Raw genomic sequence first — 25718 nt, 5'->3', positions numbered from 1 at the left:
TCATGGCCGTCACCGTCGACGGTCACCGCGACATCCTCGGCATCTGGGCCGGCGACGGCGGCGAGGGCGCCAAACACTGGCTGGCGGTGCTGACCAAGTTGAAGAACCGCGGCGTGGACGATGTCCTCATGCTGGTCTGCGACGGCCTCAAGGGCTTGCCTCAGGCGGTGGAGGCTGTCTGGCCGCGCACCATCGTCCAGACGTGTGTGATCCACCTGCTGCGCAACTCCTTCCGGTACGCCTCCCGCCAGGACTGGGACAAGATCGCACGTGAGCTCAAGCCCGTCTACACCGCCCCGACCGAGGAGGCGGCGCTGGAGCGGTTCTACGAGTTCTCCGAGCTCTGGGGGCAGAAATACCCGGCCATCGTGCGCCTGTGGGAGACCAGCTGGAGCGAGTTCGTACCCTTCCTGGCCTTCGACATCGAGATCCGCAAGGTCATCTGCTCCACCAACGCCATCGAGAGCGTCAACGCCCGCATCCATAAGGCGGTCCGCGCCCGCGGCCACTTCCCGAACGAGAACGCGGCCCTGAAGTGTGTATTCATGGCGCTGATGAGCCTGGATCCCACGGGCAAGGGCCGCAAGCGATGGACCATGCGCTGGAAGGCACCCTTGAACGCCTTCCAGATCGCCTTCGAAGGCCGCCTCACCCCCGCCAACCTCTGAACACTTCAACAACCAAGATCAGCCGTTAAGTTGACACTCCCCAACCGTGATCAATTTTAGGGCGTCTTCCTTGTCCTTGTCGGAGGGCAAGCTGTACCGGCGGGTGGTCTCCAGGCGGGCATGGCCAAGGATCTCGGCGACCAAGACCAGGTCGGTTTTGCCGCGGACCAGCGTGGTGGCGAGCGTGTGGCGTAGGACGTGCGCCGTGGTGGGATCGTCCAGCCCGGCTGTCTGGGCGATCTCGGCGATGATGCCGCCAGCAGCGCGGGCGGTCAGCCGTCCGCCCTTGGCGTTGAGGAACAGGGCCCGGTTGTCGCCGGCGTGGGGCCAGTTGGGGCGTTCGTCGAGCCAAAGCTGTAGCTCGGTGCGGAGTTTGGGGTGGATGTCGATCTCGCGAAATTTGTTGCCTTTTCCGTACAGGCGCAGCCTGCCCTTGCGGGCCGACATCTGGATGTCGCCCGTGTCGAGGCGGACGACCTCGCTGATGCGGGCGCCGGCGTAATACGGGATCAGCGCGATGCACCGGCCACGGGGCGACAGATGCGCCTCGACAGCGCGCAGCCAGCGGATGCGGGCGCGCTCCTCTAGGGCGCGCGGCGCGCTTTTGGGCAGGTTTTCGCGGGCGACGTCGGCTTTGCCCAGGCCTCGGCGGACGTGGAAGTCGTCCAGGGCGGTGAGGGCGGAGTTGACGTAGACGCGGCTGCGCCTGGCCGGGCCGTCGCGCAGCAGCCACATGCGGTAGTCGCGCACCGCCCAGTCCCGTGCCTGCCGATCGGCGAGGGGATCGGCGGAATAGGTGGTGGCGTGATCGGCCAGCCAGGACAGGAACATGCGCACGCGGGAGCGGTAGGTGCGCCGGGTCTCATCCGACAGCGGCGCGCGCTCCAGCGCCGCGGCATACTCGCCGAGCACGGTGGCGTAGGCGGGCGGCAGCCGGGTGGGGCGGGCGCCCGGACGGCGCTTCGTAATCTCGGAAGCGGATCCGGGCACCTGCGAGGGGCCAGGGCACGCAATCTCGGAAGTTGCACCTGGGAGTCTACTTCCGAGATTGTGTCAATCTCGGAAGTTGGGCTGTGGTGATGTGTGGCTGGGTGATCATTGTCGCTCGTCCCAGCCGTGGGCTGGGGCCGTCACCGGCTCGGTGAAACGCTTGAGCAGGCGCTTGACCGTCCTGGCGGTGCGGGTGGTGGCGGGGACTTTGAGTCTCGCCTCCACCTCGGCGGTGGGACTGCCGGCCCGAGTTGCGATCCTTTTGATGATGCTCAGCGCCACGCCACCGCCGATCTCGATGATGCGGACATCGCCTCGGTCGTTCGTCCAGGGCAGCGGGGCGCCGAACTCCTGGTCACTGTTGAAGAAGGTGAAGGTCTCGCGGTAGGTGTGTTCGTCGCCGGTGCCGGTGAAGGGGGCGCGCTCGAGGATCGCTGCGAGCTGGTCGAGTGGACGCACGAACACGGCGTCGTCGTGGCCGCTGACCGTCAGTAGCCGCGGCGCCGCCCGGTTCACCACCTCGCGGGGCGAGGTGTCGCCGACCTTGATCAGGACCGTCCCGTTCGTCTGGAACGACCGTGCCGACGAAGCCCCTGCGGCGCGCAGCGTGTCTTCGAGCATCGCCCGGGTGGGGCTGTTCGGGTGGCCTAGGTTCATGTTCCGGTAGAAGACGACGAACGCGGTCGGCATGCGCTTGTTCCCATTTTGTGTTCCCCATCGGGTGAAGACCACCGGTGTCACGGCCGGTGCGCTTGCGGGCGACGTCATCGGCGGGAGGTGAAGAACGTGTGAAGGTCATCGGCGAGGAGTTGGGGTTCCTCTTGCGCGGCATGGTGTCCGCCTTTGTCGTAGGTGTTCCAGTGCACGATGGTGCTGTGGTCGCGTTCGGCGAGCGGGCGGATGGAGGGGAAGAAGTCGTCGGCAAAGCAGGCAAGGCCCAGCGGGATCGATGACGGCCCGGCAGGCGGCCTGTTGCCGTGATAGCCGATCAGGGCCGAGCTGCCGGCGGTGTCGGTCAGCCAGTAGATGGCGGCGTTGGTGAGGATGTAGTCGTCGCTCACCGCTTCGCCGAACAGCTGCAGGTTCCAGGCCAGCTGGCCGGCCGGGGAGTCGGCGAGCGCGTGCGCCAGGGTCTGCGGCTGGGTGGACTGGAGGGCGAGGTAGGCGCTCCGGTTAGCCATGAAGCGTTCCTGGGCGGCCAGTTTCGCCCGGTCGTCGCTTCCCAGCTGGGCGCGCTCCGCCGGATCGCCGGAGGGCAGCGAGAAGATCTGGGTGACGTGCACCCCGACGACTCGGCGCGGATCCAGGCGTCCCAGCTCGATGGAAATCAGGGAACCGACGTCATTGCCGTGCGCGCCGTAACGTCCGTAACCGAGCCGGCGCATCAGCTCCGCCCACGCTGCGGCGACGCGGCGGCGGTTCCAGCCCGGCTCACGCGGTACGCCGGAGAACCCGAAGCCGGGCACTGAGGGGATGACGAGGTGGAAGGTGTCGCTCAACCGGTCGATCAGCGGCAGGAACTCCAGGACCGACATGGGCCAACCGTGGGTGAGGATGAGCGGCAGGGCGTCCGGCCGGGCCGAACGGATGTGCAGGAAGTGCACGTCAAGCCCGTCGATTTCGGTCATGAACTGCGGGTGGACGTTGATCCGCCGCTCCCAGGCGCGCCAGTCGTAGCCGTCGCGCCAGTACTCGACCAGGTGCTGGACGCGGTCCGCGGGCACGCCGAGCCCCTGGCCGGGCAGCGGGCGGGTGAAGCGGGTCGCGACCAGCCGGGCGACCAGGTCGTCCAGGCTCTCCTGCGCAATCTTCACCCGATACGGCCGCATCATGACCGGGCCGCCTCGTCCAGCACCCGGGCCAGCGACTCCGGTTCGGTGATCATCGGCCAGTGTCCGGAGTCCAGCGTGATCACCTCCATGCCCGGCATGCGCGGCGGGCCGCCTGGGTCGGCCGCGCAGGCGATGTAGGTGCGGGGCAGCCTCTGCGCCGCGCTGAGGTCGGCCGGCGCCGGGTCCTGGTAGGTGCCGATGGGCTGGCCGGCGCCGCGTGCCCGCAGCCAGGCCCGGTCCTCGGGGGTGAGCCCGTGCTCGCCGAAGTTGGCGTCGATGACCTCGTCGTTCATCACCGGGATCCGCCCGTCCCGGACAGTCTGCGTGATCGCTTCGACGACGGGCGCGGGCGTGCTGTCGAACAGGCTCTGGCCCGGCTCGGGCAGCAGCGCGGCGAGGTAGATCAGCCGGGCGATCCGTCCGGGAATCGTGGTGGCGGCGATCGTGGCCGGGGCTCCGCCGTAGGAGTGCGCCACGAGTACCACCTCGCGCAGCCCGGCGTACTCGATCGCGGCCGTGATGTCGCGGGCATGCGTGGTGAGCGTCGTGTCCGGCGAGCCCAGATGCGCGCGGTCGCCGAAACCGGTGAGCGTCAGCGGATGCACCTGGTGGCCGTACGCGGTCAGCAGCGGCGTGACGCGCTCCCAGGCCCATGCGCCGAGGAACGAACCGCCGACAAGAACGATGGTCGACACGGGTCGACTCCTTTCGATCGATCTCTTACCGGCGCAAGGCTATGGAGGATTGTGGACGCTTTCTGCCCTCATTAGGATCTCGACCGTGTCCCGTCCCGCGACTCGCGTCCTGGCACTGCTGGAGATCCTGCAAGACCGCGGCCTGGTGCCCGCCGACGAACTGGCCAGGCGCCTGGACGTCGACGCCCGCGCCGTCCGCCGCTACATCTCCGCCCTGCGCGACATGGACATCCCCGTCGAGTCCGTCCGCGGACGCTATGGCGGCTACCGGCTGGCCCGCGGCGTACGCCTGCCGCCCCTGATGCTCGCCGATGACGAAGCGGTCGCCGTCGCGGTCGCGCTGGCCACCGGCAAGCAGCACGAACAGGTGGGAGAGCCCGGCCCGACCGACCGGGCGCTGGTCAAACTCAACCGCGTCCTGCCCGCGCCCCTGCGCCGGCGCGTCACCGCGTTGATCGCCGCCACCTCGGCGACGGCAGGCCCGCTGACCCCCGAACCACACCTGGCGCTGACGCTGGCCGCGGCCGTCCACGCGCGGCACACCGTCCGGATCGAGCACACGCGCGGCGCACGCGAGGTGGACCCGTACGGGCTCGTCGTGCACGCACGCCGCTGGTACCTGGTCGGACACGACCATCTGCGCGCCGCCATCCGCATGTACCGCCTGGACAGGATCAGCGGCGCCGCCGAACTGCCCGGCACATTCACCCCGCCCGACGGTTTCGACCCCGTCACCCACGTCCTGCGCACGTTGACGCTCGGCGCCTGGACCCACCGCACCGAGGTATGGCTCGACACCGACCTGGACACCGCCCGCGACCAGTTGCCGGCCACCTTCGGCGACCTGCACGCCTGCCCCGACGGCGGCGTGCTCCTGGTCAGCGGCGCGGAGAACATGCCCGCCATGGCGCGCATCCTCACCGGCCTGCCCTGGCCCTTCACCGTCCGCCATCCACCCGCGCTGGTCACGGCGCTCGCCGAGCACGTCACCGCGCTCACCCTGGCCGTCGCCCGCTCCCATCCCGCACCGTAGCCGTCGGCGCCTCACATCCCCGCTGAGCGGCGGCGTCATCGTCGCCGGCACTCTCGCCCACGAAACAGCGATCTCCATCTGGAAAAGGCCAGTGGCGCCAAGGCCTCCCGGCCCAGCCTCGACCTGGTTCTCAAGCTGCTGCGCGAGGGCGACACGCTGAAGGTCACCCGGCTGGACCGGCTGTCGCGCTCAGTTCTGCACTTGGTCACCCTCGGGGCGGGCTTGCGCGAACGCGGGGTGGGCCTGCATGTGATCGAGCAGGGCATCGACACCGACACGATGGAGGGTCGCGCGATGTTCGGCATGCTGTCGGTCCTGGCCGAGCTGCAGCGTGAGCTGATCGTGGCCAACACGATGGACGGCCTGGCCGCCGCCCGTGCCCGCGGCCGGGTCGGCGGACGCCGGCCGAAGCTCACCGCCGACCAGGCCGCCCTCGCCCAGCAGCTGTACGACACGCGGGACAAGACCGTCCAGCAGATCGCGGACTTGTTCGGGGTGCCGCGCTCGACGGTGTATGGGCACCTGAAGGGCGACACCGTGCCCCGCCAGCCAAAGAAGACCCTGTACAGGGCGTAGTCAGGGCGCGGGGTGTGTTTGTTCTGTTGTGGCCAGCGTCTAGCCGCATGCCCCGCGTGGCCAGACACCGGTAATCGCTGACCTTTGTGGGGCTGTTGCGCCGTACCTCGAACCCGAGGGCGGAGTCCCTCACATCGATCGCTCTGCTGGCCGCCTTCCTAGGGCAATCAGTGAACGTCGCGTAGTGATCAGGCTGCGTGTCTCACGCCTGTAGGCCGGTATTCCCATGCGCGTCTCACACGGCGCCCTCATCAGTCACCGGTGCCCGGCTGTCTACTGATCGTTACGGCCCTCGCTGTCTCGTGCCCATCGGCCTTACTCGTCATCAGGCCAGTCTCGCCACCTCATGGTGTCCGTCGTCTGGCGGACAGCGATCCACCGATCGGTGGATCGCCAGGTCCCGACCGCTGGTCGATGCCGGAAAAGCGCTGGTCATAGCAGGCTGAGGAGCCACAGCACATCGCCGGAAGGACAGGCATGCCACCAGTGATCGAGGTACGCAACCTCCACAAGCGCTATGAGGACAAGGTCGCGGTCGACGATGTCTCGCTCACCGTTCAGGAGGGTGAGATCTTTGGCATCCTCGGCCCGAACGGCGCCGGCAAGACGACGACCGTGGAGTGCATCGAGGGCCTCCGCATGCCGGATCGCGGTGAGATCAGGGTGCTCGGGCTCGACCCCTCCGCGACCATGCCGAGCTGACCCGGCGGCTCGGCGTCCAGTTGCAGGCCGGCCACCTCCCCGAGCGGCTCCAGGTCGCCGAGGCCCTGGAGCTCTACAGCTCCTTCTACCCCGAGCCCGCCGACTGGCGCGCGCTGCTGGACGGCCTCGGCCTGGCGGACAAGGCCAAGACCAGGTACGCCAAGCTGTCCGGCGGCCAGAAACAACGGCTGTCGATCGCGCTGGCGCTCATCGGCAGCCCCCGGGTGGCGATCCTCGACGAGCTCACCACCGGTCTCGACCCGCAGGCCCGGCGCGACACCTGGGACCTGATCGAGGGCGTGCGCTCTCGCGGGGTGACGATCGTGCTGGTCACCCACTTCATGGAGGAGGCCGAGCGGCTGTGCGACCGGCTCGCGCTGATCGACGCCGGCCGCGTCCTCATGGTGGACACCCCGACCGGTCTGACCGAGCGGGCGCGCATCGAGCAGCGGATCCAGTTCCGCCCGTCCAGGCCGATGGACGACCGCCTGCTGACGAGCCTGCCCGACGTCTCCAGCGTCACCCGCCAGGGCGATCTGGTCATCGTCAACGGCAACGACAACGCGCTCAACGCCGTCACCACCGTGCTGGCCCGCAACCAGATCGTGGCCGAACGGCTGCGCGTCGAGCAGGCAAGCCTAGAGGACGCGTTCGTCCAGCTGACCGGCAAGCGCCTCGAACCCGGCCCCCGGTAACACATCACAGAGAAAGGACCTCATACCCATGTCAGCCCTGCGCACCACCGCACCCCCCGTCACCGCCGAGCGAGGTTCCGCGACGTGGCGGCTCATCAAGGCCGAGAGGACGTTGTGCGTCCGGGACAAGGTCGCCCCCCTCTGGGGTATCGGCTTCCCGCTGGTCCTGTTGATCGTCCTCGGCAGCGTCTCCGATCTGCGGGAGCCCGTGGAGGGCGGCGGCGGCCTGACGTACTTCGACCTGTACGTCCCTGTTCTGATCCTGTTCAGTCTGGCCATCCTGGCCACGGCCTCCCTGCCGATCACGCTCGCGGGATACCGGGAGAACGGCGTGCTGCGGCGCATGCGGACCACGCCGGTCGGCCCGGCCCGCGTGCTCGCCGCCCAGCTCGTGGCCAACTTCGCCATCGCGGTCGTCGCGATGGTCCTGTTCCTCGCGGTGGCCGGGTTCGGCTTCGGCGTCGACCTGCCGAAGCACCTTCTCGGTTTCGCCCTCGCCTGGCTGCTCGCGGCGGCCGCGCTGCTCGCATGTGGGCGTTCCAGGACGCGTACGTGGGTCACTTTCCGTCCGCCGTGCCGCTGCTGACCCTGGCGGCCTATGCGACGGTGTGCGCGTTCATCGCGGTCCGCTGGTTCCGCTGATTATCTGGGGTGCCGAGAAGACGTCAGGCATGTCAGGCAAGTGGGCTTCAGACGAACATGCCTGACACGTTATCTGGGGTTGTCAGGCACGTTCGTTACCTGCGGAATCTCGTCAAGGCTCAGTCGATGAGTCGTACATCAGCCTTGCCGTGGTCACGCCACCTCAGGCGGCCAATCGATCGCCCCAGCCCGTACAGGAGCCCGGCCACCACCAGCGATCAAGCCCTGGAGGTGGCTGCCTTTCGAATGGAGAAGACGCACAGCCGTGCCTCCCCAGTAGGGAGATAGCGATCTGTCGGCCTCCGTAGTATCAAGGGCAGGTCATTATGAGTTCCCCCTGGCCCACATATTGATCCCATTCATCCTGAGTGAGCGAGCGCCGCCCGGCAATCGCACAAACTGCTCCGAAGAGGTTCGATGGAGAGGCCACGTCCCACAGCCGCACCGTCCCGTCGCCGCCGCTGCCGGAGGCCAGGATCGTGCCGTCCGGGTTGAACGCCACCGACGACACGCCGCCGGTGTGGCCGGTGAGGGGGGCGCCGAGCGGCCTGCGGGAGGCCACGTCCCACAGCCGCACCGTCCCGTCGTCGCCGCCGGAGGCCAGGATCGTGCCGTCCGGGTTGAACGCCACCGACGACACGCCGCCGGTGTGGCCGGTGAGGGGGGCGTCGAGTGGCCTGCGGGAGGCCACGTCCCACAACCGCACCGTCCCGTTGCCGCTGCCGCTGCCGCTGCCGCTGCCGGAGGCCAGGATCGTGCCGTCCGGGTTGAACGCCACCGACGACACGCCGCCGGTGTGGCCGGTGAGGGGGGCGCCGAGCGGCCTAAGCGAGCGCACGTCCCACAGCCGCACCGTCCCGTTGCCGCTGCCGCTGCCGCTGCCGCTGCCGCTGCCGCTGCCGGAGGCTAGGACTGTGCCGTCCGGGTTGAACGCCACCGACGACACGCCGCCGGTGTGGCCGGTGAGGGGGGCGCCGAGCGGCTTATGCGAGCGCACATCCCACAGCCGCGCCGTCCCGTCGTCGCCGCCGGAGGCCATGACTGTGCCGTCCGGGTTGAACGCCACCGACGACACCGGGGCGGTGTGGCGGGTGAGGGGAGCGCCGAGCGGCCTACGGGAGCGCACATCCCACAACCGCACCATAGCGTCGCCGCTGCCGGAGGCCACGACCGCGCTGTCCGGGCTGAACGCCACCGACGCCACCCCGCCGGTGTGGCCGGTGAAGGGAGCGCCGAGCGGCTTATGCGAGCGCACATCCCACAACCGCACCGTATCGTCGCCGCTGCCGGAGGCCAGGATTGTGCCGTCCGGGCTGAACGCCACCGACCGTACCCCCCTGGTGTGGCCGGTGAGGGGGGTGCCGAGCGGCTTATGCGAGCGCACGTCCCACAGCCGCACCGTAGTGTCGGTGCCGCTGCTGCCGGAGGCCAGGATCGTGCCGTCCGGGCTGAATGCCACCGACTCCACCGAGGCGGTGTGGCCGGTGAGAGGGGCGCCGAGCGGCCTGCGGGAGCGCACGTCCCACAGCCGCACCGTATCGTCGGTGCTGCCGAAGGCCAGGACCGTGCCGTCGGGGTTGAACGCCACCGACGACACCGGGGCGGTGTGGCGGGTGAGGGGGGCGCCGAGCGGCCTGCGGGAGCGCACGTCCCACAGCCGCACTGTCGCGTCGCCGCCGTCGCTGTTGCCGCTGCCGGAGGCCAGGATCGTGCCGTCCGGGCTGAACGCCACCGACGACACGCCGCCGGTGTGGCCGGTGAGGGGGGTGCCGAGCGGCTTATGCGAGCGCACATCCCACAACCGCACCGTATCGTCGACGCTGCCGGAGGCCAGGACAGTGCCGTCCGGGCTGAACGCCAGCGACGACACCGGGCTGGTGTGGCCGGTGAGGGGGGCGCCGAGCAGTTTGCGGGAGCGCACGTCCCACAGCCGCACTGTCCCGTCGTTGTCGGTGTCGCCGGTGCCGGAGGCCAGGACCGTGCCGTCGGGGCTGAACGCCACCGACAGCACCGGGCGGGTGTGGCCGGTGAGGATGGCTGGTCCGGGGTTCCTGAAGGCGGCATGCATGCCGGCTCGGGTTTCGGGGGTGGAACTGATCTTCTCGGCTGTTGCCGCGAGCATCGCGGACAGCGACGGGTCGGCGGCCGTCAGTTCGCTCTGTGTTACCAATCTGCGGGCGAGGGCGACATCGCGTTCGGTGGTCCTGGCCTCTTGGACGGAATAGGCCACGACCGCTGCGCTCACCGCCGCCATCAGGAGAATGACCAGGATGGTCAGCAGAGTTCGGCGGCGGCGGGTGCTCTGTTTCTCGGCTCCGGCGCTGGTGTGAAGGAAATCCTGCGGGATGGCAGGGAGCGGGGGGTAGCGGTGGGGATCGCTCCGCCAGCGGGCCAGGACCTGCCGGAGAGCGGTAAGGCGCTCCCCCCGATACAGGTAGGCCGTCTTCCTGCCGTGCTGCTCCCATTCGTCGGCGTCCTCGAGGAGCTGGCTGTACTGGGCGTTCTCGGTCAGATCGGTCTCAAGCCAGGAACGCAGCCGGGGCCAGGCCACCAGCAGAATGTCGTGGGAGATCTGCAGCGACTCCCCGTCGACGACCAGGAGCCGCTGCCGGGCGAAGGACTCCACGACCAGGTCGACATCATCGCCCGCTCTCCCGGCGCCGTCGGTGACTGAGGAAGTCCCGTCCTCATCAGCGGCGGAGGGAGCGGTCATCGCGCCTGGTGGAGAATGGGCCGATGACGTGTCGGCATGGAGGCTGCCGCTGTGAAGGGCCTGGCTGTCGTGGCGGGTGATGGTACGGCGGGTGAGGGCGCCGGTGCGGGAGACCAGCGTCAGCTGGTGAAACAGCCGACGGGTGATCTCCTGACCGGTGACGGTGAGGGCGGTGTAGGCGGTCTCGGCGCTGGTCGCGACGGCATGCTGCACACCGCCGGTGCGGGCGTAACCCCGGCTGGTGAGCCGGTTGCCCTGGCGGTGCTGCCAGATGGTGAGCAGCGCCTGCGACAACAGCGGCAGCGCACCCGCCTCATAACCGCCGCCCGGGGCCCGCAGTTCGGCCAAGATGGTATCGGCGAGGCCCGGTTCCAGGTCGAGACCGGCGGCGTCGGCCGGGCCGGTGATCACGCAGCGCAGGTCGATCTCGCTCATCGGGCCCAGGATGAACGGCCGGGCCAGCGCGGAGGCGAGCGGGGGGTGCTCGGCGCAGCGGTCGACGAAGTCACCGCGGACCGCCAGCACCACCAGCGCGGCGGGCATGTCGTTCGGCCCGCACACGTTGGTGGCCGCCGCGTGCAGGGCGGCGATGAATGCGGTCCGCTCCGCCACCGCGGCGGCCTGCTCGTGCGGTTCGCCGCGTTGGGTGAAGACCTCCTCGAACTGGTCGACGACCAGCACCAACTGGCAGTCCGCCACAACCTCCTCGCTGAGGCCGCGTCGGCGCGCGTCGGTCTCGACGGCCTGGCGGACCAGCAGATGCGCTTGCCCGGGGTGGTGGGTGAGACCGTGCAGAACGGTCAAGGCGTCCAGGCCCGCCATCCGGGCCAGCAACGTGGCCAGATGGGAGAGTGGGGCCAGGGTCGGCTGGTCGATGACATGCCGGGGCCAGTGACGAGCCGCGTCCGTCAGTTCGCCTCGACTGATCGCCGGCATCAGTCCCGCCCGCAGCAACGAGGACTTGCCTGCCCCGGAGGTGCCCGTCACCACCAAAATCCCGGGCTCGGCCAGATGCCGCGACAGCGTGGTGACGAGCTGGGCGGTGACGATCTCCCGCCCATAGAACACCTCCACATCAGCTTCATGAAAGGCCACCAGGCCCCGATACGGGCAGCCATCGCGCCAGCGAAGCCCCGCTACCGCCCCCGGCTCCTCACCATGTAGCCGGGTACGCCGCTCGATGGAGGACACCTGCTCGGCCATCAGCCGCAGATCGGTCGCCTGGCGATACTGCAATCCCATCGACAGCTGCAGATCCGCGCTCTGGCGATCGACGGCATCACGCACCAGCCGCAGCTGCACCCCCAGCTCCGCCAGCACGAAGCCGAACTCGCCGAACTCCGCCCCCAACTCCGCCAGCCCGGCGGCCAGCCGCGACTGCAGTTCACGATCACCACTGGCGACCGCCGCCTCGATCGCCGCCCCCACCGCCTCGGTCTGTCGCAACACCCGCGCGATCTCCGCGCGTAACCCGGCCGCCTGGTCCCCGCCGGCCAGCAGGATCTCCTCAATCCGCCGCTCCAGCTCGGCCTCCAACTCGACGCTGGAGGGCTTCACCCCGCGATCGTCCAGCCGGGCCACGCCCGCCTTCACCACATCGGTCAGAATGTTGCCCCCGACCGAACCGGCCACCCCGGCCCAGGCCACCGCCATCCCGGTGGCACCGACCGCCGTCGCCAGCACCGGCCCCAACGCGCCTGCCGCCAGCACCGCCACCAGCGCCGTCGGCGTCCATCGACGAGCTTTGCCCCCCACCAACCGCGCCACCCGAGCCCGGACTCCGGCCCGCATCAACCCCGACGGTTCATCTGGCCCCTCAACTCCCACCCACCCACTATCACCGCCGAGGAGGCGGTTTACGAGCCGATGAGCGAAATGTCGTAGCGTGATCAGGTGGGTCTGTGGCGTTACGACCGGGCTGCGGGCCTGGGCGTCCAGACTCGCCCGGAGTACCGAGCCGCGAAACACCCACCGAAAGATTAACGGGCTGGGCATACCTCGACATGCGCCCCGAGGACGGCGACCGGATCGGCCGGAAGCCGTTTCACTCCAGGAAAGGATCAGCCCATAATCGTTAGCGCCCCCACCGAAAGCCAGACTCTCGTTTCCGTTGGCGGCAAGGTCGCCCCCCCGTCATCGCGCGGTCGGCCGAAACACCTGGCCAGGTTATCGATGCAACATGCCTTCAAGATCGACGAACATGCCTTACATGCATGAAAAGATCATCTCACTCTGACCTGCGAGAAGAGCCAAGAACCCTAGATAACGATCGGAGTAGGCGCCGGGAATAGAATCTCGCGGGGAGAGGGAGTTTTGAGCAGGAAGATTTCGCAACAGCCGCCGTTCCTTCTGGTCAACGTGGTGCCGTACGCGCTGCTGGCGCTCCTCGTCGCGATCTTGATGATCGTGGAGGACTGGTCGGGCGGTGCCCTGCTCATCGACCTCGGCCTGTGCGGGCTGGCGGCCGCGTGGATGCTCGGCATATTCACCCTGCGTCCCGGCTGGTGGGACCAGCCACGGATCATGGGGGTGTTCGTCGCGGGACTGCTCGTGATCACCGCGGTCCTGGTGGCCCGTCACCCCGCTTTCGGGCTCTTCACCCCTGCCGCCTACATCTACTCCTTCACGGTGCTGCGCTGGCCGTGGCGGCTGCTGGGCGTGGCCGCCGCGGCGGTCAGGGGCTCACCGGGATCATCGCGCAGTTGCAGGCGGCCGAGCAGATGCACGAGGTCCCGGCGCCGTGGCGCCGGCCCTTCAACGCCGTCAAGAACCTGGCCAGGGAAAGCCTGGCCGAGGCACGGCGCTCGGTCGACGCACTGCGGCCCGAACCGCTGCAGACCGCGCGCCTGAGCGACGCACTCGCCGACGTCACCGACCGGTGGTCGAAGCTGCACGGGGTCACCGCCCAGGTCACGACGACCGGCACGGCGCGCCCGCTGACAACGGAGGCCGAGTTCGCGCTGCTGCGCACGGCACAAGAGGCGCTGGCTAACGTGGCCAAACACGCGCACGCGAGCAGAGCCGGGGTGACGCTGTCCTACCTGGAGAACGAGGTGGCACTAGACGTGCGCGACGACGGCAAGGGCTTCGACCTGGCGTGCCTTGAGGCCGGCGGGTTCGGCCTGACGATCATGCGGCAGCGCGTGGAAGAGCTGTCCGGCAGCCTGCGTGTCGAGTCCGAGCCCGGCGCCGGCACCGGCATCTCGGCCTGCGTCCCTTGTCCGCTGACCGGGAGCGGCGCATGACCGGCACCCCGATCCGGCTGCTGATCGCCGACGACCACCCTGTTGTCAGGGATGGGCTGAGCAGCATGTTCGCTTCCGCGCCCGGATTCGAGGTGCTGGGCGCGGCCTCTGACGGCGCTGACGCGGTGCGGCTGGCCCAGGAACTGCGGCCCGACGTAATTCTGATGGATCTGCGCATGCCGGGTATGGACGGGCTGGCCGCGATCATCGAGTTGACCCGGCTCGGCGTCACCGCGCGCGTGCTGGTGCTGACGACCTACGATTCCGACACCGACGTCCTGCCGGCGATCGAGGCGGGCGCGACCGGCTACCTGCTCAAGGACTCCCCCCGGGAGGACCTGCTGCGTGGTGCGCGGGCCGCGGCCAGGGGCGAGAGCGTGCTGTCTCCCTCGGTGGCGGCCCGGCTGATGAACCGGATGCGGGCACCCGCGCCGCAGCTGCTCAGCCCCCGCGAGCTGGAGGTCCTCGAACATGTGGCGGCCGGGAACACCAACCGCGAGGCGGCCGTCCGGCTGTTCATCACGGAGGCCACTGTCAAGTCCCACCTGCTGAACATCTACACCAAGCTTGGGGTGAACGACCGCGCCGCCGCCGTCACCGAGGCGTTCAACCGCGGGCTGCTCGTTCCGCGGACGCCCGGACAGCCGTGACCCGCGGACTCCTCAAGGTTTTCCGCTCAGGTGTTGAATCGGAAGATGGCGTGTGGGCGGTGCTGATCGCCGTCGTCCTCATGTTCGCGCAGATGTTCGCCCCTACCCTGCCTGAGGGTGCCTTTCTACGGCTGCGAGACGGGCGGCGGGGGACGCCGTCCCACGCCCTCCCCCAAGATCGCCGTTGTGGCTCATGAGGCTCGCCTCGGTCTAACCCCAAGGTCGCTCGTCGCTCAGAGCGGGTCATCTGACCGTTGGCCCTCGGTGCTCGGCCCCGGCCCGAGGTCGAGTTGTTTGCTCATGTCGAGCTCGAACCTGCCGTACAGGTTCAGATGGGACCAGAACAGAGCCGACAGGGCGCGCCGGTCGGCGTCGGTGAGCTTCTTTCGCCACTTTGGCTCGGCCAGGACGATCTGTACCATCCTGGTGTTCAGGTAGACGATCGCCGCCTGGACCAGGTGAAGGGCCAGCGCGGAGACCTCGACATGCTCACGATCGTCGCCGGTCAGATCACCGGCCTTGCCGTAGAAGATGTCCTTGTTGGCCGAGTTCCAGTTCTCCACCACGTTCAGGCCCTCGTGGATCTCGCGGCGCAGTTCCTCCGCGGCCAGATAGTCGCAGATGAAGACGGTGCGGATCACCCGGCCGAGTTCCTCGATGGCCCGGTAGGTGGGGTGCTTGGGGCCGCCGCGGGTGAAGCGGCGCAGCATCTGATGGGCCTCGGCGGTGCCCAGCCGTAGCGCCGTCGCGTACTTGATCATCTGGTCGTACTGGTTGGCGATCAATTCGAAGTCGATCGTCTCGCCCGACAACACGCTGTCCAACTGCGGCCAGACCTCGCCCTCGGTCAGGCCCGGCCGGTACAGGCGGGCCGAGCCGATGTTCTTCAGCCGGGGCAGCAGCTTGAAGTCCAGCAGGTGCGAGAACGCAAAGCCAACGATCGAAGCTCCGTGCGTATCGGTGTACTGGCGATCGATCTCCGCGCTGGTCAGATGACGCAGCAGGCCCTCGATCATCGAGGCGACCTCGGAATCCGTGGTTGATCGCACCTGGCTGTAGATGCACACGTTCTTGCGTTCTACGTGCCAATACACCATGATCCCGGCACCGCCGTAGCGCTGGTGCCACTCGGTCATGAAGTTCGCCGACCAGGAACCGAACTTGCGCGAGTCCGACGCGCACGCCGTACCCGGCCCCCACAGCGAGACGTCGCGCACCTCCAACGTCTTGTTGACCACCGTGCGGATCGCGGCACGCAAGTTGTCGCGGTTGACGAACAGCCGGCGGGTCCGGCGCAGCGCGGCCTCGGTGTCGGCCTCCATCCCTTCGATCGCCGCGGTGCCGTCGGCGACCCGTTTGATCCCCATATTCGTGCCAAGCCCGAACGTGCACAGCAGCAGCCGGCGGCGCAGCACCTTCTCGTCGGTCACCGTGCGCGAGGCCACCGAGGTGAACTCGCCGGTGAACTTCGTGGCGTGGTCGACGTTCTTAATCAGGTCTAGCAGGTCGATCACGCCCCAGCGGCGGGCGATCTCCTCCTTCAGCGCCTCCAGGTTCTCCGGCTCGATCTGTTTGCCCAGGGGCGGGACGCTGATCCACGGCTCGCCCTTTCTTCTGGTGATGCTCACGCCGCCCGTGGTGGCCTTCTTCAGGCCCTTGTTCAGCCGGTCCAGCGCCGCCACGTGCCGCTTCTTCAGGTCGGCGATGAAATCGGCCGGGTCGCGGGGCTTGGCCAGCGCCTCGTAGTGCACGTCCCGGTTGTCCTCGAAGTCAGCGGGCAGATCCTCATCGGGGTTGCGCCAGGTGTTGGCGCCCTCCACCCAGATCTCGCGGCGCCGGATGGCCTTGCGCAGCGCGACCAGCACGCACAGCTCGTACGGGATGCGCTCCACCAGGCCGCTGTCGGGGTCCAAGACCGCGTCACGCCAGTCCTCCGGCACCACGTGCTCCAGCGGCACCGCCTCGGCGGCCGCGTAGAAGTCGGCGTCGGAGCCGTCATAGCGCTTCAGCAGGTCCAGCGCGTCCATCACCGGCTTGAAGGTGTCGTTGCTGGAACGGAACCTCACCGCTTTGAGCAGCCCTCGCCGGTAGTGGTGGGAGTAGGAGCCGCGCAGCTTGGTCCGCACCCGGGTGCGCAACTCCTTCTCGTTCGCCTTGGCCTCGGCGATGACGTCTTCCAGCGTCCGCTCACCGACCACCGGATACAGGGCCTTGCGGACGATCTCCTCCGGCAGCGCCAGCGCCGCCGTGGCGAGCTTCACCAAGATCCCGTTCTTGCCCTGCACCCGCCGGAACTCGGCGTTGAGCTCGCCCTCGACCTTCTTCTCCGCCCGCACGCTGATCTTGTGCACAAGGTGGATCAGCAGCTCCACCAGCCCGTCGATCAGCTCAGCCTGCCGCACCTGGCACAACGCCGCCACCAGGGTGAGGCGCACCGGCGGCGCCGCCGCCTCGAAATCGGATGGGTACATCTTCATCGCCCGGGCCCGCCAGCCCGCCACGACCTTCTCCGAAACCCCCTCGAACAACGTGGCCGGCAGACCGACCGCCTTGACCCGCTCCAGCTTCACGATCTCCGCCAGCAGCGTCTCCAACTGCAGCGGCCCCGGATCCTCCTTCAGTTCCTGCAAGAACGCGCGCCGGCCGCCGCTGGCGACAGTGACGGCCTGAACCTGCCCGTCCCCTTGCGGGGCGTCCTGTCCGGCGACCGGGGCGCCGGCCCAGGCAGATTCGGCGACGATCAACTCTTCCAGCTTGCCGACCGACTCGAACGACAAGCGCTGCACGGTCGTGGCGGTGAAGTTCCGCTCGAACATCGCCTCGGCCGCGCCCAGCACACGTTCGATCCGGGTCGTCTTCGGCGGCTCGATCCGGTCTTCGCGGCAGCGCGCCAGCAGCGCCCCGCGCAGCCGATCCCGCGACATCTCCACCGGACAGATCTTGGTGGCCAGCCAGTCGGCGAGCTTGTCCTCATCGCCGACCGTCGGCTCGCGGAAGTCGTGGAACTTCCTGATCTGCGCCCGGTGGTACTCGATCGTGCGCCCCGACCAGTCGTAGGAGGCGAACAACTCCGCGTCCACCTTGACCTGTCCCGCCATGAACTCCACCGCTGGGCGAGGCACGTCCTCCCGGCGAGGGAACCTCGCTTCCAGCTCGAAGAACTTCAGCATCAGACCGAAGCCGAGCCGCGTCGCCCCGGACTTGTTCGCCAGTAGCGCGAACTCCTCCTCTTCCAGCGTCCAGCACTCAATCAGGTCCTCTAACTCCCATTCGCGCCGCATGTCCCGCACCCCTTCTCCCGGACCTTCAACGAAAGTCAGGAGAAACATGGTTTGTAATCACCCGGCTACCGACTGGTATGTCGCACCTGTGGTGGCGACGCAACGCGCCAGAGACATAACGCTTTGCTACTTTGCGGCCAGGCTCGCAATGGAATCCATGGCCAAATCGCACAACGTTGCTTACAGAGCGTTACTTTGCGGCTGGTGACGCGGACCCGAGTGGGGGGCCTCGTCGGGGGCGAGGAGGGCGGGCACCTTGACGGTGACAGCGTCCGGTTGGTCCATAAATGGCCAGGTTTGCCGAGCGGCAAAGCGGGCGTTGGTCTATTCCTGACACTGGTCGTCATGGCGCCGCCGCCGGGCCGGTCAACGTTGGAGTACCGTTAACCGGCCTGTCGCTGGTGGCGGGGCGAGCTACCTGGAGCTGAACCGTTCCGACCGCGCTGCCGCGGCGGCCATGTTGACCGGGATCCGTCCGAAGATCAGCCCGTGGAACGGCGAGATCGCCCACCAGTACAGGTGGCCGAGCAGCCCGCGCGGATGGAAGATCGCCCGCTGCGTGTAGAACGTGCGGCCCTGCGCCACGCTGACACCCAGCTCCAGCCAGGCGAGGCCGGGCAGCCGCATCTCGGCGCGCAGGCGCAGCAGCCGGCCCGGCAGCAGCTCCTCCACCCGCCAGAAGTCGACCGAGTCGCCCACGCGCAGCCGGTCGGGGTCGCGTCGGCCGCGCCGCAGCCCCACGCCGCCGACGAGCCGGTCGAGCAGGCCGCGCAGGCGCCACGCGACAGGCAGGGAGTACCAGCCGTTCTCGCCGCCGATGGCCTCGATGACCCGCCACAGGGCCTCGGGACTCGCGTCCACCGGGGTGCCGCGGCGGTCGATGTAAAGGCTGCCACCGGCCCAGCCAGGGTCCGTCGGCAGCGGATCGCTGGGCGCGCCCGGGGTGGACGCCGAGGACCAGCGGGTGGCGACGTCGGCCTCCTTGATCTTCATGAGGGCCAGGGAGACGGCCTGGCGGAACCCGATCAGCCCCTCCTCCGGATCGGGTACGTAACGGGCGATGTCGTGCTCGTGGCAGATGGCCGCGTTCCGCACGGACTCGACCAGCGGACGCGCGATGCTCGCGGGCACCGGGGTGACCAGGCCGACCCAGAGGCTGGACAGCTTGGGGGTGAGCACCGGCACCGGGATGATCACCCGCGGAGGCAGACCGGCCACGGACGCGTAGCCGTGCATCATGTCGGCATAGGTCAGCACGTCGGGGCCGCCGATGTCGAAGCCCCTGTTCACGCTGCCGGGGACGGCGGCCCACGCCACGAGACAGCGCAGCACGTCGTGTACGGCGATGGGCTGCGTGGAGCTGCGTACCCAGCGTGGGGTCGTCATGACCGGCAGCCGTTCGGTGAGATGGCGCAGCATCTCGAACGACGCGGAACCGGAACCGATGATCACTGCGGCGCGCAGCACCACCGCCGGTACGCCCGCCCGCAGGAAGATCTCGCCCACCTCGGCGCGCGAGCGCATGTGCGGGGAGAGCTTCTGGCCGGCGGTGAGATCGTCAGTGAGGTCGGAGGTGGGTCCGGCGGTGGGTCCGGCGGTGGGTCCGGCGGTGGGGTTGCCGGTGAGCCCGCCGAGGTAGACGATCCGCCGCACGCCCGCCCGCTCGGCCGCCGCCGCGAACGTGCGCGCGGCCAGACGATCCCGGTCGGCGAATCGGCCGGCGGTGCCCATGGCGTGGATCAGGTAGTAGGCGACCTCGACCCCTCGCAGAGCCTGGAACGTTCGCTCGGGATCGGTGGCATCCGCTTCGACGACCTCGCTCCGCCCGACCCAGGGCAGGTCGCGCAGCCTCGCCGCCGAGCGCACCATGCACCGGACGTCGTGACCGGCGGCCAGCAACTCGGGGACCAGCCGTCCCCCGATGTAACCGGTCGCCCCCGTGACCAGGCAGTGCGCCATCGACGCTCCCTCGCCGTCCGCAGCCCTCTGACCTGCTCCGTTCCCTGTCACTCCGTCCTCATGCCTTGAGGGCGGAGAGCGGCAGGGTGTCCGTAGCTTGCGTCAGACTTCCGGTTTCTGCCTGAAAGTTTTCGCTGAAGTATTGCAAGCGCGCGAAACGCGGATGTAACGTCACGCGGCAACAGGCCAAACCTCCTCATCCCCCAGGAGTTCGACCATGGCCCACCTCGACCGACGCCGATTCCTCCAGCTCAGTGCCCTGGCCGCCGGTGGGGCCGCGATGTCCGCCTGCGGTGGTGGCGGCGCCGCCCCGGCGGCCGCTCCGGCGGGTCCGACCGGCACGGCCGCCAAGGGCAACGTCACCGTCTGGAGCTGGCAGGGCCCGGCCGCGATGATGAAAGAGCTCGTGCCCGGTTTCCAGAAGCAGTTCCCCGGCATCAAGGTCGATGTCCAGGACATCGGCAATCCGGCCATCTGGGACAAGATCACCGCCGGGATGGCCGCGGGCGGTCAGGGGCTCGGCGACGTCCTGCACATCGGCGTCGACTACCTGCCCGCCTACATCGAGAAGTTCCCCGGCGGCCTGGCCGACCTCGTGCCGCTCGGCGCCGACCGGCACAAGACGGAGTTCGCCCAGGGGATGTGGGAGACCGTCAGCCGCGACGGCAAGGTCTACGCGCTGCCGTGGGAGGCCAACTCGGCCGGTTTCTACTACCGGGCCGACCTGTTCGAGAAGGCCGGGATCGACGCGGAGGCCCTGAAGACCTGGGACGAGGTCATCGAGGCCGGGGTCGAGCTCAAGAAGAAAACCGGCGTCCAACTGCTCGGCATCGACAAGCCCGCCTCCCAGGCCGACTCCGCCAACTTCTTCCAGATGCTGCTCCAGCTCCAGGACACCTTCTACTTCGACATGCAGGGCAACGTCACGCTCGACTCGCCGCAGGCGGTCACCGCGATGACGATCATCAAGCGGCTCAACGACGCCGGCCTGGTCGCCGACATGTCGGGCGGCTGGAACACGATGATCAGCCAGCTCAAGAGCGGCAAGGTCGCGGTCCAGTCCATGCCCACCTGGTTCGGCGGTGTCGTCGAGGAGAACGTGCCCGACCAGAAGGGCAAGTGGAAGGTCCGCCTCCCACCCGCCGTCACGGCGGGCGGCAAGGTGTCGGCGACGGTCAACTCCACGCACCTGGCCGTGGCGGGCACCAGCAAGGTCAGGGAGGCCGCGTACGCGTTCGCCGAGTTCGTGCTCACCCGGCCGGAGAGCCAGGTCGCGATCTATCGCGGGAAAGGCATCGCGCCCGCCCTCATGTCGGCGTACGACGACCCGATCTTCCACGAGACGTCCGCGTTCTTCAGCGGCCAGAAGAAGGGCGAGGTCTTCCTCGACGCGCTCAAGCGGCCCTCCTACGTGACCAACTACTCCGCCGACTACCCCCGCGCGCTCAAGGCCGTTACGGACGCCCAGACCAAGGTGCTGCTCAAGGGCGCCGACCCGGCCACCGTGCTCAAGGAGGCCGCCGACCTGATCGCCCAGCAGACCGGGCGCAAGGTGCTGCGGTGACCGCCGTCACCGAGCGGGTGGCCACTGTTCCGCCGGGCCGTCGCGTGCCCGTCCGTGGGTGGCAGGGGAGGGGGCTCGCGCCGTACCTGTTCGTGCTGCCCGCGCTGGCCCTGTTCGCCGCGTTCAAGCTGTACCCGATCGTGTGGTCGTTCTGGCTGAGCCTGTTCAGGACGGACGGCGCGCTGCAGACCTTCGCGGGAGCGGGGAACTACGAGCGGCTGGTCGCCGACCCGCTGTTCTGGACCGCGCTGCGCAACACCGCGGTCATCCTGCTCGTCCAGGTGCCGATCATGCTGGCGCTGGCGATCGGGCTGGCGGTGGCGCTCAACTCGCGGCTGCTGAGGTTCCGAGGGTTCATCAGGCTCGGGTTCTTCATGCCGATGGTCACCGGTCTGGTGGCGTACGGGCTGCTCTTCGCGGTGCTGCTGAACCCGCAGTTCGGCCTGGTCAACTGGGCGCTCGGACTGGTCGGCGTCGCTGCGATCCCGTGGCTGACCGACACGCTGTGGGCCCGCATCGCCATCGGCCTCGCGCTGACCTGGCACTACACGGGCTACAACGCGGTGATCTACCTGTCCAGGCTGCAGTCGCTGCCGCAGGACCACTACGACGCGGCCGCCGTGGACGGAGCCGGCGCCTGGCACCAGTTCCGGCACGTCACGCTGCCGGGACTGCGCCCGGTCATCCTGCTCACGCTCATCCTGTCCACGATCGGCACCCTCCAGCTCTTCGACGAGCCGTACGTCATGACCAACGGCGGCCCCGTCAACAGCACGCTGACCGTGGGGCTGTACCTGTACAACAACGGCTTCAAGTACTTCGACTTCGGCTACGCCTCGGCCATCGCCTACGCGCTCGCCGTGATCATCGGGCTGCTCGGCATGGCGCAGTTCCGCTTCCTGGGAGACCGGTCGTGACCCGCCGGCTGATGCTCACGTCGTCGCTGCTGATCACGGTCACCGTGGTCCTGGCACCGTTCTACTGGCTGGTCGTCGCCAGTACGCACAGCACCGCCGAGGTGTTCGGCAACCCGCCGCCGCTGCTGCCCGGCGGGCACGTGCTGGACAACCTGGCCACGCTGGAGTCGACCATCGGCTTCAGCAGGGTCGTGCTCAACTCCACCCTGATCGCCACCGTCTACACCCTGCTCGCGGGGCTGGTGTGCACCATGGCCGGGTACGGCTTCGCGAAATACCGCTTCCGCGGCAGGGAGCTGATGTTCGGGCTGCTCATGCTGGGCCTGGTCATCCCCAGCCAGGTGACGCTGGTGCCGCTGTTCAAGATGATGCTGGCGCTCGACTGGCTCAACACCTACCAGGCGATCATCCTGCCCAACCTGGCCCTGCCGTTCGGGATCTTCCTCATGCGGCAGTCGATGTCGGCGCTGCCCGACGAGCTGCTCTCGGCCGGGCGCGTCGACGGCTGCGGCGAGCTGCGGCTGTTCTGGCGGGTGGTGCTGCCGCCGATGCGGCCCGCGCTCGCGGCGCTCGGCATCTACCTCTTCCTCTACCAGTGGAACGACTTCGTCTGGCCGCTCATCGCGCTGCGCACGCGTGACGCCTACACGATCCCGCTGGCCATCGCGTCCATGCAGGGCGCCAACGAGACCGACTTCGGCGCGATCCTCGCGGGCACCGCCGTCGCCGCGATCCCGATGGCGGTCCTGTTCCTGCTGCTGCAACGCCATTTCATCTCCGGACTTCTCGCGGGAGCTGTGAAAGAGTGAGCGTCACGACCGCCGGGCTCGCGCCCGCGCCCACCGAGCCCCTGCTCGACGACGTACGGCTGGCCGTCCTGACGCACACACCGGGCGCCGTGGTTCGTCACGAGTGGTCGGCCGATGTGCTGGAGATCCACTCCGACGGCGACCTGGAGATCAGGCTGTCGGTCCCGCTCGGCGACGCGGCCGGCTTCTGGCACCCTGACGCCGGGTGGACCCGCACGATCGTCGCCGACTGGGCGGGGCTCGCGCGGGTCTCGCTGGTGAGCGGCGCCGTGGCCGGCTGCCTGTACGACAGCGGCGGCGCGTCCATGCTGACCTTCGCCGCACTGGACCCGGTGCCCGAGACCACCATGCGCTACGGGGTGTCGGAGGAGAACAAGACGTTCGTGGTCCACCTGCGCGTGCCCGCGGGACGCTCGCCGTACCGGATGGCCTTCGCCCGCACCTCGCCGACGGTCGCGACCGCCCTGCGCAAGGTGCGCGGCGCGCTGGGGGCGGGACCGGTCGCGGTGCCGGAGGGGGCGCGGGTGCCGGTCTACTCGACCTGGTACGGCTTCAACCAGGCGGTCGAGGCGTCGGCCGTGGAGGCGGAGGCGGGGCTGGCGGCCGAGCTGGGCTGCGGGACGATCATCCTGGACGACGGCTGGCAGGAGCTGGGCAACCGGCGTGGATACCACGGAGTGGGTGACTGGCGCCCCGATCTAACGAAATTTCCGGACTTCGCGGGGCATGTGGGCCGGGTCCGTGAGCTGGGGCTGAACTACGTCGCCTGGGTGGCCCCGCTGCTGCTCGGCACGGAGGCCGAGTGCTTCCCCGCGCTCGCCGCGTACGCCCCCGAGACCGGGGGAGTGCCCGGCGCGCACGTGCTCGACCCGCGCATCCCCGAGGTGCGCGAGCACGTCGTGCGGACCTGCGTCAGGCTCGTCCGGGAGTACGGGCTGGACGGGCTGAAGATCGACTTCCTGGACACGGCGATGACCTACGCGGGCACACCCTCGCCCGGCGACCTCGCCGACGTGGGCACCGCCATGCGGGCCCTGCTCGCCGAGCTGGTCGCGGAGGTCGAGGCGGTGCGGCCCGGCGCGCTGATCGAGCTCCGCCAGCCGTACGTGGGGCCGGGCATGACGCCGTTCGGCACCATGCTCCGCGCCAACGACTGCCCGGCCGACGCGGTGGCCAACCGGGTGCGGACCATCGACATCGGGCTCCTGGCCGGGGCCGGCGCCGTACACGCGGACATGCTCATGTGGGACCCCGCCGCCCCCGCGCGGGCCGCCGCCCGCCAGCTGATCGGCGCGCTGCACTCCGTGCCGCAGATCTCGGCGCGGCTGGGCGAGCTGAGCGGCGAGCACCGCCGGATGGTGGCGTTCTGGTTGCGGCGCTGGCGGGAGCTGCGGCCGGTGCTGCTGGACGGAGAGGTCGAGCCCGGCCGCCCGGACGAGCTCTACCCGGTCGTGCGCGCCTCGCTCGGCGACCGGTGCGTGATCAGCGTGACCGCCGACCGGGTGGTCACGGTCGACGCCGCCCGGCACGCCAAGATCACCGTGGTCAACGGCACCGCGTCGGATCGGCTCGTGCTGGAGGTCGGCGGCGGGACCTTCGACGTGGCCGCGATCTTCGCCGCGGACGGCTCCAGGGTGGACGACTCCGGCTCTAGGATCGAGCCGTCGGACCGGCGGCTGGGGCCGGGCCTGTGCGTGCTCGACGTCCCGCCCTCGGGACAGGCTGATCTGGAGGTGACGCGGTGAAGATCGGCATCACCGAGGTGGCGGCCATGGCCGAGGTGAGCGAGGCCACCGTCAGCCGGGTCGTCAACCGGCGCGCCGGGGTGTCGGCCAAGACCCGCGAGGCGGTCGAGCGGGCCATGGCCGAGCTGGGCTACGAGCGCTCCACCCGCGGCCAGCTCGTCGCGGTGATCACGCCGGGGCTGTCCAGCCCGTTCTTCACCGACGTGGCCGAGCTCATCGAGGCCGCGCTGGCACCGCACGGGCTCAAGGGAGTGATCTGCCCGGCTATGCCCGGCGGCATCCAGGAGCGCGAGTTCGTCTCCGCGCTGGCCGAGCACGGCGTGGCCGCGGTGGTGTTCCTGTCGGCCAGCAACACGCTCGACGACGCCGATCCCGAGACCTGCGACGTGCTGGCCGCGCGGCGAATCCCGTTCGTCGGGGTCAACGGCGGTTTCGACGGGCACGACATGCCGGTGCTGTCGACCGACGACCAGCTGTCGGCCGAGCTGGCCGTCGACCACCTCTGGTCGCTGGGCCACCGCAGGATCGGGCTGGCCTCGGGCCCCGCCGGCAACCGGCCGGCCGACCGGCGGGTGGCGGGGTTCCGGGCCGCGCTGGAGCGCCGGGGCGTCGAGGACACCGGCTCGCTGGTGGTCAGGCAGCACTACACGATCGAGGGCGGCCAGTCGGCGACGGCCGAGCTGCTCGGGCGGGGCGTGACGGCGGTCGTCGCGGCCAGCGACTTCATGGCGCTCGGGGCGATCAGGGCGGTGCGCAGGGAGGGGCTCCGGGTGCCCGCGGACGTGTCCGTCGTGGGGCACGACGGGTCGATGATCATGGAGTTCGTGGATCCGCCGCTGACCACCGTGCGCCAGCCGATCGACCGGCTGGCCAAGGAGGTGGCGCGGAGCGTCATCGCGCTGGTGGGCAACCGCGAGGTGCCCAAGGGCGAGCTGCTGTTCACCCCGGAGCTGGTGGTACGGGGGTCCACCGCGCCGCCGCGCCACTGAAGTCATCTGTGAC

General features: G+C 69.3%; 18 protein-coding genes and 1 pseudogene. 12 read left to right on the top strand and 7 right to left on the bottom strand.

Annotated elements, in window-relative coordinates; all coding sequences use genetic code 11:
* Positions 1 to 668: IS256 family transposase (locus tag AB0B91_RS21655; protein WP_358322176.1), on the top strand; the 668-nt coding region annotated here is incomplete at its 5' end.
* A gap of 18 nt (positions 669 to 686) precedes the next feature.
* Here AB0B91_RS21655 and AB0B91_RS21650 read toward each other — a convergent pair.
* From AB0B91_RS21650 to AB0B91_RS21635, 4 genes are all read right to left on the bottom strand, one after another.
* Complete coding sequence (locus AB0B91_RS21650) at positions 687 to 1580, bottom strand: tyrosine-type recombinase/integrase (RefSeq protein ID WP_358322173.1); 894 nt, start codon at positions 1578 to 1580, stop codon at positions 687 to 689.
* Positions 1581 to 1763: 183 nt separating this feature from the next.
* Positions 1764 to 2348 (bottom strand): DUF1697 domain-containing protein, encoded by a 585-nt coding sequence (locus AB0B91_RS21645; RefSeq protein ID WP_358322170.1) that lies wholly within the window; start codon positions 2346 to 2348, stop codon positions 1764 to 1766.
* A gap of 74 nt (positions 2349 to 2422) precedes the next feature.
* A complete protein-coding gene (locus AB0B91_RS21640; protein ID WP_358322221.1) occupies positions 2423 to 3487 on the bottom strand; it encodes an epoxide hydrolase family protein in 1065 nt (354 codons plus the stop codon).
* Complete coding sequence (locus tag AB0B91_RS21635) at positions 3487 to 4185, bottom strand: alpha/beta fold hydrolase (protein ID WP_358322167.1); 699 nt, start codon at positions 4183 to 4185, stop codon at positions 3487 to 3489. Before AB0B91_RS21635 ends, AB0B91_RS21640 begins: the two co-directional genes overlap by 1 nt.
* Positions 4186 to 4270: 85 nt before the next feature.
* Between AB0B91_RS21635 and AB0B91_RS21630 the strand changes: the two genes are divergently transcribed.
* From AB0B91_RS21630 to AB0B91_RS21615, 4 genes and pseudogenes are all read left to right on the top strand, one after another.
* Positions 4271 to 5218 carry a YafY family protein gene (locus AB0B91_RS21630; RefSeq protein WP_358322164.1) on the top strand — a complete coding sequence of 316 codons (948 nt, stop codon included), beginning with the start codon at positions 4271 to 4273 and terminating at the stop codon, positions 5216 to 5218.
* 15 nt (positions 5219 to 5233) lie between these two features.
* A complete protein-coding gene (locus AB0B91_RS21625) occupies positions 5234 to 5794 on the top strand; it encodes a recombinase family protein (protein ID WP_358322218.1) in 561 nt (186 codons plus the stop codon).
* Positions 5795 to 6271: 477 nt separating this feature from the next.
* Positions 6272 to 7191: pseudogene (locus AB0B91_RS21620) on the top strand (ABC transporter ATP-binding protein).
* Between the two features lie 28 nt (positions 7192 to 7219).
* The gene (locus AB0B91_RS21615; protein WP_358322161.1) at positions 7220 to 7777 is read left to right on the top strand and encodes an ABC transporter permease; all 558 of its coding nucleotides are present in this window, start codon (positions 7220 to 7222) and stop codon (positions 7775 to 7777) included.
* A gap of 366 nt (positions 7778 to 8143) precedes the next feature.
* On the opposite strand, the gene AB0B91_RS21610 is transcribed toward AB0B91_RS21615, so the two are convergent.
* Positions 8144 to 12337, bottom strand: coding sequence for a WD40 repeat domain-containing protein (locus tag AB0B91_RS21610; RefSeq protein ID WP_358322158.1), 4194 nt, complete (start codon positions 12335 to 12337; stop codon positions 8144 to 8146).
* A 911-nt stretch (positions 12338 to 13248) separates the two neighbouring features.
* On the opposite strand from AB0B91_RS21610, the gene AB0B91_RS21605 reads away from it, so the two are divergent.
* Both AB0B91_RS21605 and AB0B91_RS21600 read left to right on the top strand, forming a co-directional pair.
* Positions 13249 to 13791: a sensor histidine kinase gene (locus tag AB0B91_RS21605; protein ID WP_358322155.1), complete on the top strand. Its 543-nt coding sequence runs from the start codon at positions 13249 to 13251 to the stop codon at positions 13789 to 13791.
* On the top strand, positions 13788 to 14441 hold the full coding sequence (locus tag AB0B91_RS21600; RefSeq protein ID WP_358322152.1) for a response regulator transcription factor: 654 nt from the start codon (positions 13788 to 13790) through the stop codon (positions 14439 to 14441). Before AB0B91_RS21605 ends, AB0B91_RS21600 begins: the two co-directional genes overlap by 4 nt.
* 233 nt (positions 14442 to 14674) lie before the next feature.
* Here AB0B91_RS21600 and AB0B91_RS21595 read toward each other — a convergent pair whose 3' ends face one another.
* Together AB0B91_RS21595 and AB0B91_RS21590 are read right to left on the bottom strand one after the other, a co-directional pair.
* Positions 14675 to 17722 carry a Tn3 family transposase gene (locus tag AB0B91_RS21595; protein ID WP_358322149.1) on the bottom strand — a complete coding sequence of 1016 codons (3048 nt, stop codon included), beginning with the start codon at positions 17720 to 17722 and terminating at the stop codon, positions 14675 to 14677.
* A gap of 414 nt (positions 17723 to 18136) precedes the next feature.
* The gene (locus AB0B91_RS21590; protein ID WP_358322147.1) at positions 18137 to 19681 is read right to left on the bottom strand and encodes an SDR family oxidoreductase; all 1545 of its coding nucleotides are present in this window, start codon (positions 19679 to 19681) and stop codon (positions 18137 to 18139) included.
* A gap of 217 nt (positions 19682 to 19898) precedes the next feature.
* Here AB0B91_RS21590 and AB0B91_RS21585 point away from each other — a divergent pair, with 217 nt between their 5' ends.
* From AB0B91_RS21585 to AB0B91_RS21565, 5 genes are read left to right on the top strand one after another with little or no spacing between them, the layout of a single operon-like run.
* Positions 19899 to 21245: a sugar ABC transporter substrate-binding protein gene (locus tag AB0B91_RS21585; protein ID WP_358322144.1), complete on the top strand. Its 1347-nt coding sequence runs from the start codon at positions 19899 to 19901 to the stop codon at positions 21243 to 21245.
* Positions 21242 to 22162 (top strand): sugar ABC transporter permease, encoded by a 921-nt coding sequence (locus AB0B91_RS21580; protein WP_358322140.1) that lies wholly within the window; start codon positions 21242 to 21244, stop codon positions 22160 to 22162. Before AB0B91_RS21585 ends, AB0B91_RS21580 begins: the two co-directional genes overlap by 4 nt.
* Positions 22159 to 22971, top strand: a complete 813-nt coding sequence (locus AB0B91_RS21575) for a carbohydrate ABC transporter permease (RefSeq protein ID WP_358322137.1) — start codon at positions 22159 to 22161, stop codon at positions 22969 to 22971. The genes AB0B91_RS21580 and AB0B91_RS21575 overlap by 4 nt, the downstream gene beginning before the upstream one ends.
* The gene (locus AB0B91_RS21570) at positions 22968 to 24716 is read left to right on the top strand and encodes a glycoside hydrolase family 36 protein (protein WP_358322134.1); all 1749 of its coding nucleotides are present in this window, start codon (positions 22968 to 22970) and stop codon (positions 24714 to 24716) included. Before AB0B91_RS21575 ends, AB0B91_RS21570 begins: the two co-directional genes overlap by 4 nt.
* Entirely contained in the window at positions 24713 to 25705 is a 993-nt protein-coding gene (locus AB0B91_RS21565; protein WP_358322131.1) for a LacI family DNA-binding transcriptional regulator, read from the top strand. Before AB0B91_RS21570 ends, AB0B91_RS21565 begins: the two co-directional genes overlap by 4 nt.
* Positions 25706 to 25718 lie beyond the last annotated feature (13 nt).

The sequence above is a fragment of the Nonomuraea sp. NPDC049141 genome (assembly GCF_040648415.1).
Lineage (GTDB): Bacteria > Actinomycetota > Actinomycetes > Streptosporangiales > Streptosporangiaceae > Nonomuraea.
Note: the sequence above shows the minus strand (reverse complement) of the source record. Positions and strands in the feature narration are given on the sequence as shown.